The following is a 16,794-nucleotide window of genomic DNA, read 5'->3' on the forward strand; positions in this document are numbered from 1 at the left end:
TCGTAGCCGTTCTAGTCGCCGTAGTGGCGGGGCTCAACTGGAAACGAAGGTTCCAAAAGCTAAGAAGCAAAAGAAAAAAAGAGGTTTTCGTTTTAAACGCTTATTTGCTTGGTTAGGGATGTTATTGCTTTGTGTAGCAGTTGGAATGATCGTCATGTTCTTAAAGGGATTCCAATCGGCGAATCCTAATAGCTCAAATGGGCCCAAAGATGCCAAAGCTGCTCAGGTTGAAGTCTTCAATGGACAAGATACGCGTGATGGAGTTAATATTCTTATTTTAGGGACAGACGGTCGTATCGGACAGAATAGTGCAGAAACACGGACAGATTCCATTATGGTTCTGAATGTAAGTGGCAAAGATAAAAAATTGAAGCTTGTTAGCTTTATGCGTGATAACTTGGTCTATATTGATGGATATAGCCAAATCATCAATGGTCAAAAACAGACCGACCATAAATTAAACTTGGCCTACGAATTAGGGGAACAAGAAGGTAAACAAGGAGCTGAAATGGTCCGCAAGGTCCTCAAGGATAATTTTGATCTAGACATCAAATATTATGCCCTTGTCGATTTCCAAGCCTTTGCGACTGCCATTGATACGCTCTTCCCTGATGGTGTGACCATTGATGCTCAGTTTTCAACTCTAAACGGGGTCCCAGTTACAGAAGCGACTGTAGGAGATGACTTGCACGCAACGGAAACTGAGTCACCGACTCAAACCATTCGAGCTGGAAAACAACAGATGAATGGGTCAACTCTTCTCAACTATGCACGTTTCCGTGATGATGATGAAGGGGACTATGGGCGTACTCGTAGACAGCAACAAGTCATGACTGCTGTTTTACAACAAATTAAAGATCCGACAAAACTTTTCACTGGTTCGGAAGCTCTTGGTAAAGTATTCGCCATGACCTCTACAAACCTTCCATATACTTTCTTATTGACCAATGGCTTATCAGTCCTTGAAGGTGCGCAGAATGGTATTGAAAGATTGACAGTTCCAGAACTTGGAGACTGGGTAGATGACTTTGACGTATACGGCGGTCAATCCCTTCGAGTGGACCAAAAAGCTTATCAAAATAAATTGGCCCAGATGGGGTTTAGATAAAATGTAAAATGAATCAGAGCTTAAGATACCTATGAAAATAGGTATCTTGGGCTTTGATTTTTCACATGGTCAGATGGATTTATAAACTATTTTTATGGTATAATAGAATGATGTATTCTATAGAAGAGGAAGAGAATAAGATGAGTGATTTAAAGGCAATTCAAGCTCGTAGCCTAGAAATGGCTGAATATTTTGTCGCCTTTTGTAAAGAACACGATTTACTCTGTTATTTGTGTGGTGGAGGAGCTATTGGAGCTCTACGAAATAAAGGTTTTATTCCTTGGGATGATGATTTAGACTTCTTTATGCCCCGCAAGGATTATGAAAAATTAGCAGAGCTATGGCCTCGTTATGCGGATGAGCGTTACTTCCTATCAAAAAGTGATAGAGACTTTGTTGATCGCAACCTCTTTATCACTATTCGAGACAAGGAAACAACTTGCATCAAGCCTTACCAACAAGATTTGGACCTCCCACATGGCTTGGCTCTGGATGTTCTTCCCTTGGACTACTACCCTAAAAATCCAGCTGAACGTAAGAAACAGGTACGTTGGGCTTTGATTTATTCTCTCTTTTGTGCCCAAACAATTCCAGAAAATCATGGAGCTATCATGAAATGGGGGAGCACGATTTTATTAGGATTAACTCCTAAAGCCCTTCGTTATCGTATCTGGAAAAAGGCTGAGAAAGAAATGACCAAGTATGGTCCAGCTGAAAGTGATGGCATCACAGAGTTATGTTCAGGTCCGGGCTACATGAAGAAGAAGTATCCAATTCATGCCTTTGAAGACAACATTTTCCTGCCATTCGAAGGAACAGAAATGCCTATTCCAGTTGGTTATGATGCCTATCTCAGTACAGCTTTTGGTGACTATATGACACCACCACCAGCTGACAAGCAAGTGCCTCACCACGATGCCCTTATAGCAGATATGGATAAGAGTTACACTGAATATAAGGGAGAATATGGGGTATGATGAAAGAAAAAATTAGCATTATTGTTCCAGTTTATAATGTAGAAGCTTATTTGGAACGATGTGTTGAGTCGATTTTAAAGCAGACTTATACCAATTTTGAATTGCTTCTTATTAATGATGGTTCGACAGACCAGAGTGGTGACTTGTGTGATCAGTTGGCATCTAAAAATGAAAATATCAAAGTTTTTCATATTAAGAATGCTGGAGTTTCAAATGCTAGAAATGTAGGTATTCAACATTCAAGAGGAGAATGGATTACTTTTATTGATAGTGATGATTTTATTACACCAGATTATTTGGAAACTTTAATAAGTGTAGTTGATAGTGACGATTCTATCGGCTTTAGTATAGCGCGTCTCCACCATATAAAAAATGGTCAAATTACAGAATTACCAGTTTTTTCAGGAAAGAAAGAAAAGTGGTCGACAGAGGAGACAATGAGAGAATTATTGATAACAACCCGGACTTCTTTTTTCCCTGTTGCAAAATTGTTTAAAAGGGAGATTATTTCAGGTTTTATATTCAATACAGACTATCATTTGGCTGAGGATGCATTGTTTTTAACAGAAGTTTTACTAAAAACCAAATGTACAAGCGTATTTATTGATAAACCAATCTACTATTATGATCATCGCCAGGGAAGTGCGACAACTTCTGTCAACAATCATGTATTTGATACCATAGAGGTCTATAAGATTATTATTTCTGAAGTTTTTCAAATATTTCCAAAACTCAGAACTGAATTAGTGAATAGAGAATGTTGGTCCTATATCACAGTGTATGATAAAATAATTTTTACAGATTCAAGCCAATATCGAACAGAAAAAGTTAAGTTGAGAAAGTGGATTATTAATCATTTATCTGAGATATTAAAAGACCCTTATTTTACTCATTTTCGAAAAATAGCCGTTTTGTCGCTCCTTGTTTCTCCATGGATCTATAGACAAATTGTCGGCTTGAATTAATAATGTCATTTAAAGGAGTTGAAGATGAATTTTTCAAAAACGAATGAATGCTTTGAAAAATCAAAATTTTGGATTTCATATCTGTTTGTTTTTATTTCGATTTTAAGCATGAGTTCACTAGTCTATAAAGTAACAAATCCTGTTTACAAGGGATTATCAGCAGTTGTTGTTCTTTGTATTTGTTTAACCTTATTGTTAAATTGGAAACGAATAGAAATCGATAAGAAATTCCTAGGTTTATTTGGGCTTTTGACGGGGAGTCATCTAGTAGCAACACTTGTTAACCGTTCAGGCCACTTACTTGGAAATATGGTTGAAATCTTCTTTATGATAACTTATATTTTACTATTTACCATGGTGAATTTAGAGTATCTTAAGAAGTTGATTCGCTTGATTGCAGGAACGGTTCAAATTGTTTCTTTTTTCTCAGCCATATTTGCTTTTGTTCTTTTAATATTTAGAGTCTTAATATTATTTAAAATTGGAGAACAATCCTATTATTATGGTGTTATGAATGGACGCTTGTGGGGAATTGTTAACCCAAATGCAAGTGCTATTTTTTCTTATATCAGCATTGTTTTTGCTTTGTACCTTATTCATAAAGGAAGTAAATACTCAGTTTATCTAAAGATAAACAATCTGATTCAGTTAATCTATTTTGCAACCATGCAGAGTAGAGGAGCACTCTTATCAGTCATTTTGATGCTTGGAATTTATTGTCTTTTTATTTCTAGAGGAAAATTACTCAAAAAATGGCTTACTTTTCTAGTAGCTAGTATCTTACTCACAGGTAGTAATATTGGTATTAGTTATGTAACTTCTATATACATTTCAGCAGCCAAGGCAACTGTAATTGACTTAAATAAAGGCAAATCATATTCAGAGACAGATTCGGACGTAGCCAAGAAAAACGGGGAACTTCACCTAATCGAGACGACACCAAGTGGACGTACTTATATCTGGAAAAATGCTATTAAAATGGGAAGTGCAAAACCGTTATTTGGCTATGGTGTTCGAAATGTTACCGATTACTATACAGAGTACTTTAGTAAATTTGAAATTCAGAATTCGCTGATTGGTGGGAACTTCCACAATATATTTGTAACAATTTTTGTAAGTTCAGGATTATTAGGTTTACTTTCTTTCATCATTTTAATAAGTTATATCGCTGGAAGATTTGTTACTTATTTAATTGTGTCTAAGAAGAATAGCGAAAAATTTATTATGATTCTATTTTTTGGTATTTTATTTGGACAATTGTTTGAAAGTCAGATCATGTATTCTACAAACTTTATCAATATTATTTTCTGGTTAGTGATTGGTTATGGTTTAACAGTCTGTTCGAAAGAAAAAAATATCCGTTATGAGGAAGTGACAGATATTTCTGAAATCCAACAGATGGAATTAGGAATCATGGAGTATATTCATGAAGTTTGTCAGAAAATTGGTGTTAAGTATTTCTTAGCTTATGGTAGCTTAATTGGCGCAGTTCGTCATCAAGGTTTTATTCCATGGGATGATGATATGGATATTTGTATGCTTCGAGATGATTATGAAAAATTACAAGATTATTTGATTGCCCATCCAGATGAACGATACGAAGTCATGTCTTATAAAAATAATATCAATTATGTTTATCCTTTCATGAAGGTTCAAGATAATCGAACCTACCTACTTGAGGAAGACGTGCGAATTGATTCAAATATGGGTATCTATGTAGATATTTTCCCTGTAGATGGTTATGAAGATGATCAGGCGTTTAAGGATAAAATGACTAAAATCATCAAGAAACGCCAGTTAAGTTGTTATACTTTCAAAGGAATTACGAATACTAAAAGTGTAGTAAATTCAATTATCCGCTATATTTCTGTTATTATCTTTTATTTCACAAACACAAATAAGTACGTTTCTCAAATCGATGAATTGGCAAAATCTAGAAAAGTAGAAGATTATGAACAAGTAGACTACCTTATCTATAAAGATATGAATAAACCTGTTTGGAAACGAGAATGGTTAGAAGATGTTGAAATTGGTAATTTTGAAGGGAAAGAATTTTTGATACCAAAACACTACCATGAAATTCTTACTTCCGATTATGGAAACTATATGCAGTTGCCACCAGTGGAGCAACAGGTTTCCCATCATGACTTCAAACTGTGGAAAATTGTAGAGAATGGATAATATTTTTTCATCTTAGGAAAGAGTAAAAAATAGGAGTGACAAAGATGTCTGAGAGAATTTTAAGTCTAGAAGAGATCAAGCAAGTAGAACTTGATATTCTAGAGTATTTACATAAAATCTGTGAAAAACATGATATTAAATATTTTATCGATTTTGGAACCTTGCTTGGGGCTGTACGTCACAAAGGCTTTATTCCTTGGGATGATGATACAGACATTTCTTTAGCTAGAGATGAATTTGAAAAGTTATACGCAGTTCTAAAAAACGATAACCACCCATACTATAAGCTGATTTCTTTTAGAGAAACGAAGGGTTATCCATATAGTTATATGCGTGTTTACGATATTCGAACACGGAGAGATTCGAATCTTTTAGATCCAAGTGTTGTGCTTGGAACTTGCGTAGATGTCTTCCCGTACGATGGTCTTGTTACAGACGAACAAGATCGTAAGAAAATGAAACTATATAAACAACTAATTCGTCTATCGTCTTTGAACTTTAAAGGAATTAAATACGAAAACGGAGGGATTAAAAACCTTCCTCGTTATATCGCGTCAGCAATATTCAGATTTACATCTCCTCAATTCTGGAATCAAAAGCTAGAACAACTTGCCTTAAAATACAGTGTTGAAAATTCTACAGACTTGGTTTGTTCAACTTATGACTCTTACTATCCAGCTGGTATTAAAACAGAATGGCTGTATGATACAATTGATATGCCTTATGAAAATCTAATCCTAAAAGTACCAAGAAGATATCATGAGATTCTTGTCTATGAATTTGGGGAAGATTATATGACTCCACCTCCTGCTGACAAACAGATACCAGGAAATGAGAAGAATTATTGGATTGATTAGCGAAAGAGTATATAAAAAATAGAAAGTTGAATGCCTTATGAAAACTATTAAAAAATCAATATTACTTAGTGCCTTGATCTTATCGGCATCAATAATTCAAGCACAAACAGTAAATGCAGATACAATCTCAGCAGGTTCAGGGAATCGTATCCACTTTATCAATACAAAAGCTAACTCTGGAAGTGATGCTATTTTACTAGAAAGTAATGGTCACTATGCTTTGATTGATATGGGAGAGGATTATGACTTTCCGGATGGAACGGATACACGTTATCCAAATCGATGGGGAATTTCTATTAACAATTATCAAGTTTTGGAAGATCGGTTGATTCGACATCTTGATCAATTAGGTGTCAAGAAATTAGATTTTATACTAGGGACTCATGTTCATAGTGATCACATAGGTGGAGCAGATGAAATTCTTAATCGCTATCAAGTCGATAAATTCTATTTGAAAAAATATTCGGATCAACGAATTACAAGCACTTGGGGATTGTGGGATAACCTTTTTAATTATGATAATGCTCTTCGTGCTGCACACAATAAGGGAGTTACACTTATTCAAGACATAAAAGATGAAGATAGCAAGTTCAAATTTGGGGATATGGATATTCAACTTTATAATTATAAAAATGAATATGATGCTGATGGAAACCTAAAAAGAGTTCTTGATGATAATTCCAATTCAATTGTTGCAGTAGTGACTGTAGCAGGAAAAAGAATTTATCTTGGTGGCGATTTGGATAATGCTGAGGGAGCTGAAGATAAATTAGGGCCTGTTATTGGAAAAGTGGATATGATGAAATGGAATCACCATTACGATGCCAAGGTTTCTAATACAATTGGTTTCATTGAACACCTTTCTCCTAGTATGATTATCCAAACAACTGGAGGAGATATTAACCTCGCTTCAACGAGAGACTATCTAAAAAATAAAAATATTCAAGTGATTCATGCATCAAGTAAAACTCAGGATGCAACAGTATTTGATATTAGTGATAAAGGCTTTACAAATGTTTCAGGAGATTTTCCGAATATTCCTACTGTTGAAGAGAAATGGTATAAAGAAGATGGTTACTGGAAGTATCGTTTAAAAGATGGTCAGATGGCTATCGGTTGGCATGATATTGCTGGTGCTACATATTTCTTTAACGGAAAAGGTCAAATGCAGAGTGGTCGTTGGCTCCGTATCACTGACGAATGGAATGGAGAACCAAAATTTAATGATTACTACCTAAACAATGATGGTAAAATGCAGACGGGTGGTTGGTTCTATCATGATAATACTTGGTACTATATCCAGTCAAACGGTGCAAGACGTTACAATGAACTAGCTGAAATTGGTGGTCAAAAATACCTCTTTGATAAGGATGGTAAAATGCTAACTGGCTTACAAGTCTTCAATGGTAAGAAGATGCTCTTTGCAAGTAGTGGTGCTCTTCAAACAGAAGGAACTGCATCTAGTTGGCAAAAAATAGATGGAAACTGGTACTACTTTGATGAAGAGGGAACTCGAATCGTTGGAAAAAAAGAAATCAATGGAGCTACCTATTATTTCAATCAAGAAGGGATGATGCAAACCGGTTGGATCTTTACTGAAGGTCATTGGAACTATTTTGCAAGTTCTGGAGCTATGAAAACAGGTTGGGTTAAGGATAAGGGTACATGGTATTATCTGGAGAAAGACGGTGTCATGCTAACGGGTCTTCAAGAGATTGATGGCACTCGTTATTACCTCAATGCAAGTGGAGCTATGCAGACCGGTTGGAAATGGTTAGACAATCATTATTACTACTTCACAACTAGTGGATCTATGAAGACAGGTTGGCTTAAAGATAAAGAACTCTGGTACTATCTAGATAAAGACGGCATCATGTTAACAGGTCTTCAAGAGATTGATGGAACCCGATATTACCTTAATACAAGTGGAGCCATGCAAATTGGTTGGAAATGGTTAGACAATCATTATTACTACTTCGCAACTAGCGGAGCTATGAAGACAGGTTGGTTCAAAGATAAAGGGCTTTGGTACTATCTCAAACCTGAGGACGGTGTCATGGCAACAGGTCTTCTAAATGTTGATGGCACTCGTTATTATCTCAATGCAAGTGGAGCTATGGAGACAGGATGGCAATTGCTAGATAACCAGTATTACTACTTTACAGAAAGTGGAGCCATGAAGACAGGTTGGTTCAAAGACAAAGGACTTTGGTACTATCTCAAACCTGAGGATGGTGTCATGGCAACAGGTCTTCTAGATGTCGATGGCACTCGTTATTATCTCAATGCAAGCGGAGCTATGCAGACTGGCTGGAAACAACTGAATGGCAACTGGTACTATTTCCAAGCAGATGGTTCCTTATTGAGAAATGGAACAACACCTGATGGTTACAAGGTCAATCAAGATGGCATTTGGAGCTTGAATCCTGATAAAGTAGAAGTTCAGGGAAGTCAAGAAAAGCCTAAGAAGGATTCTGATAAGCTAGTAGAGAAGGAAGAAAAATCGGCAGAAGTCAATGAAAAAGATGAAGCTGCTGAAACAAAACCGACTTTGAAGGCAGATAAAGAATGATCTTAGTTGCTTTGCTAGAAAGCTAATTAGGTGCTACGTTCAGCTCTGTCAGATACTTTTTTTTAAAATAGTATTTATATACATCTCAGAGAATCGATCAATGTTTTTTGAACAAGAAACTTGATCTGCTCTGAGATGTTTTCTATTTCTCACACACTAAATGATTGAGAATAGCCCTCTCGTCTTCAAATAGAAATATTTTGATAAGAAATTTTAAAAAACACCGATTAGATAAATAAGAAAAATTATGGTATAATAAAACGATACAAAAAAGGAGTATATATGGACATTTCAGAAATTCGTCAAAAAATTGACGCCAATCGTGAAAAATTAGCTTCTTTTAGGGGGTCTCTTTGACCTCGAAGGGTTAGAAGAAGAAATTGCCATTTTGGAAAACAAAATGACAGAACCTGATTTTTGGAACGATAATATTGCGGCCCAAAAAACGTCGCAAGAATTAAATGAACTAAAAAATACCTACAATACTTTCCACAAGATGGAGGAGTTGCAGGATGAAGCTGAAATCTTACTAGACTTTTTAGCAGAGGATGAGTCTGTTAAAGATGAGTTGGTGGAGAAGTTAGCTGAGCTAGATCAGATGATGACTAGCTACGAGATGACTCTGCTCTTGTCAGAGCCCTATGATCATAATAATGCTATTTTAGAGATTCACCCAGGTTCTGGTGGAACAGAAGCCCAAGACTGGGGCGATATGCTTCTTCGTATGTACACTCGTTATGGTAACGCTAAAGGCTTTAAGGTTGAAATCTTGGATTATCAAGCAGGTGATGAAGCAGGTATTAAGTCAGTGACCTTGTCTTTTGAAGGGCCAAATGCTTATGGACTTCTCAAGTCAGAGATGGGAGTTCACCGTCTGGTACGTATCTCGCCATTTGACTCAGCTAAGCGTCGTCACACCTCCTTTACTTCTGTAGAAGTTATGCCAGAGTTGGATGATACTATTGAAGTTGATATTCGAGAAGATGATATCAAGATGGATACTTTCCGCTCAGGTGGAGCAGGTGGACAAAACGTCAACAAGGTTTCAACAGGTGTCCGTTTGACCCACATTCCGACTGGGATTGTCGTTGCATCAACTGTTGACCGTACTCAGTACGGAAACCGTGATCGTGCGATGAAGATGCTTCAGGCAAAACTCTATCAAATGGAGCAGGAAAAGAAAGCTGCTGAGGTAGATGCCCTTAAGGGGGATAAGAAAGAAATCACATGGGGAAGCCAGATTCGCTCCTATGTATTCACCCCTTATACCATGGTGAAAGACCACCGTACCAGTTTTGAAGTTGCGCAGGTAGATAAGGTTATGGATGGAGACCTAGATGGTTTCATCGATGCCTATCTAAAATGGCGTATTAGTTAAAAGAAAGGAAGTCACATGTCGATCATTGAAATGAGAGATGTTGTCAAAAAGTATGACAACGGGACAACAGCCCTACGTGGCGTCTCTGTGAACATTGAACCAGGAGAGTTTGCCTATATCGTAGGTCCTTCAGGTGCAGGTAAGTCAACTTTTATCCGTGCCTTGTACCGTGAAGTTAAAGTTGAAAAAGGAAGTTTGCAGGTTGCAGGTTTTAATCTTGTTAAGATTAAAAAGAGAGATATTCCGCTTTTGCGTAGAAACGTAGGCGTTGTCTTTCAGGATTACAAACTCTTGCCAAAGAAAACTGTTTATGAGAACATTGCTTACGCAATGGAGGTTGTCGGTGAAAGCCGTCGCAATATCAAAAAACGTGTTATGGAAGTTTTGGATCTTGTTGGTTTGAAACACAAAGTTCGTTCATTTCCTAATGAATTATCAGGTGGTGAGCAACAACGTATCGCCATTGCTCGCGCTATCGTAAACAATCCTAAGGTATTGATTGCCGACGAACCAACAGGTAACTTGGACCCGGATAACTCATGGGAAATCATGAACCTCTTGGAGCGTATCAATCTCCAAGGGACGACTGTTTTGATGGCGACCCACAACAGCCAAATCGTAAATACCTTGCGCCACCGTGTCATTGCCATCGAGAATGGTCGTGTGGTTCGTGACGAAGCGAAAGGAGAGTACGGATACGATGATTAGTAGATTTTTCCGCCACCTATTTGAAGCTTTAAAGAGTTTAAAGCGTAATGGGTGGATGACCATTGCTGCTGTCAGTTCAGTAATGATTACCTTGACCTTGGTTGCAATTTTTGCCTCAGTTATCTTTAATACTGCAAAATTGGCAACGGATATCGAAAACAACGTCCGCGTCATGGTTTATGTCCGTAAAGACGTTGAAGACAATAGTGAAACCATCGTCAAAGAGGGGCAAACAGTTACAAACAATGATTACCACAAGGTTTATGATGCCCTCAAGGCTATGCCAGCTGTTAAAAGTGTAACCTTCTCAAGTAAAGAAGAGCAGTACCAAAAGCTGACTGAAACCATGGGTGACGAGTGGAAGGTTTTTGAAGGAGATGCCAATCCTCTTCATGATGCCTACATCGTCGATACCAATTCACCAAGTGATGTGAAACCAGTCGCTGAAGAAGCTAAGAAAATCGAAGGAGTTTCTGAGGTTCAAGATGGTGGTGCCAATACGGAACGTCTCTTCAAGTTGGCTTCCTTCATCCGTGTTTGGGGATTGTTCATTGCAGGACTCTTGATTTTCATCGCAGTCTTCTTGATCTCAAATACCATTCGTATCACTATCATTTCACGTAGTCGTGAAATCCAAATCATGCGTTTGGTTGGTGCTAAAAACAGCTACATCCGTGGCCCATTCTTGTTAGAAGGTGCCTTTATTGGTTTGTTGGGAGCAGCTCTTCCATCAGTTCTGGTTTACTTTATCTATAACCGAGTATTCCAATCTGTCAACCCATCCTTGGTTGGACAAAACCTATCCTTGATTACCCCAGATACCTTTATTCCACTGATGATCGGTCTTTTGTTCCTCATCGGAATCTGTATCGGTTCACTTGGTTCAGGAATCTCAATGCGCCGATTCTTGAAAATCTAAGTAAGATAGTTTACTAAAATCTATAAAAGTAGGATACCATCGAGGCTTCTCCAAGTCTGATGGTCCTACTTTTTATGTTGAACTTATAAAGCAGTTGCTTGCCAATTTTTGGGAAACAGTGTATGATAGGAAAGGACCTTTTTGCTAAAAGAGTGATGGGGACTAGATGAAAGAAATCTTTTATCTCTAGAGTAATATCTAGCTCTTTTGACTTAACATAAATAATGAATGAGGATAAAATGAAACAATTTTTGGAAAAAGTGAGTATACTTTCTCTATCGTTAGTATTGATCACATCATTTTCAATATCAAGTGCCCTACCAGCCATGTTTGACTATTATCAGGGCTATTCGACAGGTCAGGTCGAGCTCTTGGTCAGCCTTCCATCCTTTGGGATTATGGCCATGCTTTTATTGAATGGTGTTCTTGAGCGCATTTTCCCTGAACGCCTCCAGTTGACCCTGGGACTTTTGATCTTGTCAATCAGTGGAACAGCTCCCTTCTGGTATCAGGGGTACTACTTTGTCTTTGCTACTCGTCTCCTTTTTGGAATTGGTGTGGGGATGCTAAACGCTAAGGCTATCTCTATCATCAGTGAACGGTACCATGGCAAGACTCGTATCCAGATGCTTGGTTTTCGTGGTTCAGCTGAGGTAGTGGGAGCCTCTATCTTGACCTTGACAGTCGGTCAGCTTTTGGCCTTTGGATGGACTGCAACCTTCCTAGCCTATGCAGCAGGTCTAGTGGTTCTTGTACTCTTCCTTCTCTTTGTCCCTTATAACAAAGAAGAAGTTCATGAGTCCAAGCAAAAGACAGAAGAAGCAGCGAAACTAACTCGCTCCATGCTACAGCTGATTTTCTTCCTAGCTGTCGGAGCTGCAGTCATTGTATGTACCAATACAGCCATTACCTTCCGTATTCCTAGTCTCATGATTGAGGCAGGCTTTGGAGATGCTCAGTTGTCTAGTCTGGTACTCAGTGCCATGCAGTTGATTGGAATTCTGGCGGGAATTAGCTTTTCTTTCCTCATCTCTGCCTTTAAGGAAAAATTGTTATTGGTTGCGGGTGTAACCTTTGGTATTGGGCAAATCATCATCGCTCTTTCACCTTCTCTTTGGGTTGTCGTTGCTGGTTCTGTTTTAGGAGGATTCGCCTACAGCATTGCTCTTACGACAGTCTTTCAGTTAATTTCTGAAAGAATTCCAGCAAAGCTCCTTAACAAAGCAACTTCCTATGCTGTCTTGGGATGTAGTTTTGGTGCCTCCTTAACACCTTTTGTTCTTTCAGGAATTGGCTTAGTAACAACGAATGGTCGAATGACCTTTATCATTCTAGGAGCATGGATGATTGCGACATCAGTCCTTGTTTCTCTCCTATTGAAAAAAGAAGGTTAACAAAAAGAGGGTAGGCAAAAAGTTATTACAATCAGAAAAACGCATACTATCAGGTGTTGAAAAGCCTTGATACTATGCGTTTTATTTTTTTCATTTTCTGATAATACTCTTCGAAAATCAAATTCAAACCACGTCAGCTTCACCTTGGATTACATATGTGACTGACTTCGTCAGTCTTATCTACAACCTCAAAGCAGTGCTTTGAGCAACCTGCGGCTAGCTTTCTAGTTTGCTCTTTGATTTTCATTGAGTATAAAATTGAGTTTTTGCTCAACCTTTTTTTAGTGGTCAGGCGAACATTTGCCAAAAGTAATCAATGATGTAGGTCAATCCATAAGTGTAAACAACCAGGGTAAAGGGCTTGGTCAAGATGATGATGGTCATGTAGCGCTTGAAGCTCATCTTGGTCAGAGCAGCCAGCATACAGAGAAAGTCCGCTGGACTAACCGGCCAAATCATCATAAAGATAAAGAATCGATCAAAGCGATTGCCCTTGTCTAGCCAACCGATGTACTTATCATAGGTACGCTTGCTGACGACAGACTGGACAAAGGGAGCACCGTAAAGTCGCACTAGGTAAAAAATAATGGCGCAACCAATAACAATACCAATATAGTTGTAGATAGTTCCAATAATGTGCCCGTAGATAAAGACACCTGCAACAGAGGTCAGAGCACCTGGGATGATAGGAACAACCGTCTGCAAAATCTGTAAAAAGATAAAGAGTGGTGGCCCCCAGATACCGGCCTGTTGGATAAAGGCAGATAGGGTTTCCTTGGAATGCAAGACTCCAGCCTGATAGGCCCAGATACAGAAAATCAAAGTACCAACTCCACCGATGATGGAAGAAATATTAATTGCTTGCTGTAGAAGGGGAGAAACAGCTTTCATTTGTTTATCGTGTGACATGTAAACTCCTCTTGAGTAGTATGATTCTACTATACCATATTTTGAGGAGAAAGACTATATGGGGTACTTCATGTGACTTTGCCTCAAGTATGGTAAAATGGGAATAAGAAAATGACCGCTTAGAATGAGGAAAATCATGTTAGGATTGAAGTTTAACGGTACTTGGCGCAACTACCAAAAACAAGTTTTGGATAACTTTCAGGAATATCAATCAGATGGCCATGTCCACTTGGTGGCAGCACCAGGTTCTGGGAAAACAACCATTGGTATCGAGTTGATTGCCCGCTTTGATAAGCCAGCCCTGATTTTGGTACCGACGGTTACCATCCGAGAACAATGGGTAGATAGGATTCGCCAGGCCTTTTTAGCGGATGAGAACCAAGTCACAAGTCTCGTGTCTCAAAATCTCAAGGACATGAAGCAAATCACCATCGCCACCTACCAAGCTTTTCACAGCGCTATGCAACAGCTACAATCTCAAGAAGATAACGGCGAGGTTGAGGACTTTGTAGGCTTTGACCTGCTTGCCAGACTCAAGGAAAGGGGTGTCGAAACCCTCTGTCTGGACGAATGCCATCACTTGAGAAATGAATGGTGGAAAAGCCTAGAAGACTTCCGTAAAAATTACCAGCAACTGCAAGTTATCTCTCTCACTGCGACACCGCCTTATGACAGTGAACCAGAACTCTGGGATCGCTATCTCCAGATGTGTGGCGAGATTGACCAAGAAATCACGGTGCCAGAACTGGTCAAGGAAGATACCCTCTGCCCACACCAGGACTTTGTCTATATCTATTTTCCGGCCAAGGAAGAAGACAAGCGCCTGGAAGAATTTGAGGACACCAAGTGGCAGTATGTCAGCCAACTAGTGGTTGATCCTGATTTTCAGACGCTCATTAGGTCTTCCAAGGTTCTCAAAGGGGAAATTTCTGCGGATATGCTCCTCGAAGATCCCAAGTATCTCTCAGCACTCCTCATTTATCTACAGGCTCAAAAGCTGGAAATCCCCAAGCATCTACAAGATTTACTGGGAGCTGAAGGCTTGCCTGCTCTCAATTATTATTGGCTCGAAGTTCTCTTGCAAGGTCTTCTCTATCAGACTCCTGACTGGTATGAGAATCCGCAGGAGACAAAGAAAAAGATAGAAGCAGAACTGAAATCAAGAGGACTGATTGAAAAACGTCAGGTCTTCTTGGTAAAATCCAAGGCCAATGACCAAATCCTCAACCAATCATTGGGGAAATTATCTGGAATTGCTGATATCTTTGCGACCGAGTATGCTAGCCTCGGAAAAGACTTGAGACAACTAGTCCTAGCAGACTATATTCGTAAGGACTTTGCTAACTATCTAGGGGATGATCAGGCACCTATCACTCAATTAGGTGTCCTACCTTACTTTGAAATAATTCGCAGAAGTGCACAAAAGCAAGGTCTTTCTGTCCCTATAGCAGTTCTTTCTGGTAGTGTCGTTATCATACCTGCCAGTGTCAAGGCTGAACTCGAAGCACTCATCCCAAACACTAGCTTGACCTTCTCTGCCATCGGAAAACTTGACCAAGGGACCTATTTCCAAGTAGGTTTTCCATCCAGCTTTAAGGGGATGGTCGCAGCAGTGACCGAGCTCTTCCAACGTGGTTCTATCCAGGTCTTGGTCGGAACCAAGTCTCTCTTGGGAGAAGGATGGGATGCACCTTGCGTCAACTCTCTCATCCTCGGAAGTTTTGTCGGAAGCTTTATGCTCAGCAATCAGATGCGGGGCCGTGCCATCCGTATCTGGCCAGGACATCCAGATAAGACTAGTAATATCTGGCACCTAGTAGTCATCAAACCGTACAAAAAACCAGCCTTTTCTAAGGAGGATCAAGAAGAACAAGATCTCAATCCTTATCAAGACCTCCAAACCCTTGCCCGTCGTATGGACCATTTCCTTGGTTTATCTTATAAGGAGGATACCATCGAGACAGGGCTGGATCGCTTGGACTTTCCTAAAGCTCCTTTTAAGAAAAGTAAGATTAAAGCCTATAATCAGAAAATCAAGGAATTGTCCAAGGACCGTAGCTCCCTTCGCAAAAAATGGCAGGAGGCGTTAGTAGTTGTGGATAAACTGGAGATTGTCAATGAGGTAGCGACGGATCGTAAGCAAATCCCTCTCTTGACACTAGTTGATGCTGAAAAGTGGCTTCGCTATTCCTTTATGCTAACGGCCCTCAATCTCCTTTTTTATATCTTTAGGGTCCGTGGAACTAGTATTCGCTGGTTGTTTGGACTGAGCATCCTCTTTCTAGCCTACACCGTGATTCGCTATTTCTATTACAGGAGTCCTTATGTACGCCTACGGCAGGCGGGTGAAGGTATTCGTAATGCCATGCTAAAGATGGGGCATTTGTCCGATGACCAGTCGCGCGTGCAGGTCGATGAGGACAAGGAAAGCTTTAACGTCTTTGCCTATCTAAAAGGTGGAAGCATGCGAGACAAGGAACTCTTTTCAAAGGTTTTAGGAGAATTCTTTGCGCCAGTGGACAATCAACGCTACCTCTTAGTAGCTCAAAAAGCACCAGCCGGCCAATCCAAGTATTTCGTAGTTCCTAGCCTCTTTGAAAAACGCAAGGAAGATGCCCAGCTCTTCCAAAATGCCGTCGCACCACACATAGGCAACTACCAACTCGTTTACACCCGCAACGAAGCAGGCCGAAAAATCCTACTCGAAGCCAGACTCAAATCCCTAGCCAACAAAAACGACCGTCTCCTCACCAAGAAGAAGGTCAAAAGTGCGTTGAAGTAGGGAGGGAGCGGAAGTTTTTCTGATAGGACTATGATATAATAATA

General features: G+C 39.3%; 12 protein-coding genes. 11 read left to right on the forward strand and 1 reads right to left on the reverse strand.

All coding sequences use genetic code 11. The features are described 5' to 3' along the window. The 10 genes from ADH81_RS07005 to ADH81_RS07050 form a co-directional block, all read left to right on the forward strand. Window positions 1-1,108 (forward strand): LCP family protein (locus tag ADH81_RS07005; protein WP_049527616.1); only part of this gene is annotated, 1,108 nt, incomplete at its 5' end. 140 nt (window positions 1,109-1,248) lie between these two features. Then, entirely contained in the window at window positions 1,249-2,085 is an 837-nt protein-coding gene (locus ADH81_RS07010) for a LicD family protein (RefSeq protein ID WP_049527618.1), read from the forward strand. After that, window positions 2,082-3,050, forward strand: coding sequence for a glycosyltransferase family 2 protein (locus ADH81_RS07015; protein ID WP_049527621.1), 969 nt, complete (start codon window positions 2,082-2,084; stop codon window positions 3,048-3,050). Before ADH81_RS07010 ends, ADH81_RS07015 begins: the two co-directional genes overlap by 4 nt. Window positions 3,051-3,074: 24 nt before the next feature. Further along, window positions 3,075-5,231, forward strand: a complete 2,157-nt coding sequence (locus tag ADH81_RS07020; protein WP_049527623.1) for a LicD family protein — start codon at window positions 3,075-3,077, stop codon at window positions 5,229-5,231. Between the two features lie 44 nt (window positions 5,232-5,275). After that, window positions 5,276-6,088: a LicD family protein gene (locus ADH81_RS07025; RefSeq protein WP_049527626.1), complete on the forward strand. Its 813-nt coding sequence runs from the start codon at window positions 5,276-5,278 to the stop codon at window positions 6,086-6,088. 37 nt (window positions 6,089-6,125) lie between these two features. Next, complete coding sequence (locus ADH81_RS07030) at window positions 6,126-8,660, forward strand: MBL fold metallo-hydrolase (RefSeq protein ID WP_049527629.1); 2,535 nt, start codon at window positions 6,126-6,128, stop codon at window positions 8,658-8,660. Between the two features lie 282 nt (window positions 8,661-8,942). Continuing rightward, a protein-coding gene (gene prfB / locus ADH81_RS07035; RefSeq protein WP_152904395.1) for a peptide chain release factor 2 occupies window positions 8,943-10,038 on the forward strand; the annotation gives its coding sequence in 2 pieces (ribosomal slippage) (window positions 8,943-9,014 and window positions 9,016-10,038; 1,095 coding nt in all). Window positions 10,039-10,053: 15 nt separating this feature from the next. Next, window positions 10,054-10,746, forward strand: coding sequence for a cell division ATP-binding protein FtsE (gene ftsE / locus ADH81_RS07040; RefSeq protein WP_000022259.1), 693 nt, complete (start codon window positions 10,054-10,056; stop codon window positions 10,744-10,746). Then, complete coding sequence (gene ftsX / locus ADH81_RS07045) at window positions 10,739-11,665, forward strand: permease-like cell division protein FtsX (protein ID WP_049504537.1); 927 nt, start codon at window positions 10,739-10,741, stop codon at window positions 11,663-11,665. The genes ftsE and ftsX overlap by 8 nt, the downstream gene beginning before the upstream one ends. Window positions 11,666-11,904: 239 nt before the next feature. After that, window positions 11,905-13,059 carry an MFS transporter gene (locus ADH81_RS07050; RefSeq protein WP_049527633.1) on the forward strand — a complete coding sequence of 385 codons (1,155 nt, stop codon included), beginning with the start codon at window positions 11,905-11,907 and terminating at the stop codon, window positions 13,057-13,059. A 288-nt stretch (window positions 13,060-13,347) separates the two neighbouring features. Here the strand turns inward: ADH81_RS07050 and ADH81_RS07055 are convergent, their stop codons facing one another. Further along, on the reverse strand, window positions 13,348-13,968 hold the full coding sequence (locus ADH81_RS07055) for a TVP38/TMEM64 family protein (protein WP_049527636.1): 621 nt from the start codon (window positions 13,966-13,968) through the stop codon (window positions 13,348-13,350). Window positions 13,969-14,104: 136 nt separating this feature from the next. On the opposite strand from ADH81_RS07055, the gene ADH81_RS07060 reads away from it, so the two are divergent. Further along, a complete protein-coding gene (locus tag ADH81_RS07060; RefSeq protein WP_049527638.1) occupies window positions 14,105-16,750 on the forward strand; it encodes a DEAD/DEAH box helicase family protein in 2,646 nt (881 codons plus the stop codon). The last annotated feature ends 44 nt before the right edge of the window (window positions 16,751-16,794 follow it).

The sequence above is a fragment of the Streptococcus pseudopneumoniae genome (assembly GCF_001072925.1).
GTDB lineage: Bacteria > Bacillota > Bacilli > Lactobacillales > Streptococcaceae > Streptococcus > Streptococcus pseudopneumoniae_Q.

Excerpts from the sequence above, each read along its gene's own strand:
- ADH81_RS07055 (WP_049527636.1), bottom strand. The coding sequence starts at position 13,968 with ATGTCACACGATAAACAAATGAAAGCTGTTTCTCCCCTTCTACAGCAA.
- ADH81_RS07010 (WP_049527618.1), top strand. The coding sequence starts at position 1,249 with ATGAGTGATTTAAAGGCAATTCAAGCTCGTAGCCTAGAAATGGCTGAA.
- ftsE (WP_000022259.1), top strand. The coding sequence starts at position 10,054 with ATGTCGATCATTGAAATGAGAGATGTTGTCAAAAAGTATGACAACGGG.
- ADH81_RS07030 (WP_049527629.1), top strand. The coding sequence starts at position 6,126 with ATGAAAACTATTAAAAAATCAATATTACTTAGTGCCTTGATCTTATCG.
- ADH81_RS07020 (WP_049527623.1), top strand. The coding sequence starts at position 3,075 with ATGAATTTTTCAAAAACGAATGAATGCTTTGAAAAATCAAAATTTTGG.
- ADH81_RS07060 (WP_049527638.1), top strand. The coding sequence starts at position 14,105 with ATGTTAGGATTGAAGTTTAACGGTACTTGGCGCAACTACCAAAAACAA.
- ADH81_RS07050 (WP_049527633.1), top strand. The coding sequence starts at position 11,905 with ATGAAACAATTTTTGGAAAAAGTGAGTATACTTTCTCTATCGTTAGTA.
- ADH81_RS07025 (WP_049527626.1), top strand. The coding sequence starts at position 5,276 with ATGTCTGAGAGAATTTTAAGTCTAGAAGAGATCAAGCAAGTAGAACTT.
- ftsX (WP_049504537.1), top strand. The coding sequence starts at position 10,739 with ATGATTAGTAGATTTTTCCGCCACCTATTTGAAGCTTTAAAGAGTTTA.
- ADH81_RS07015 (WP_049527621.1), top strand. The coding sequence starts at position 2,082 with ATGATGAAAGAAAAAATTAGCATTATTGTTCCAGTTTATAATGTAGAA.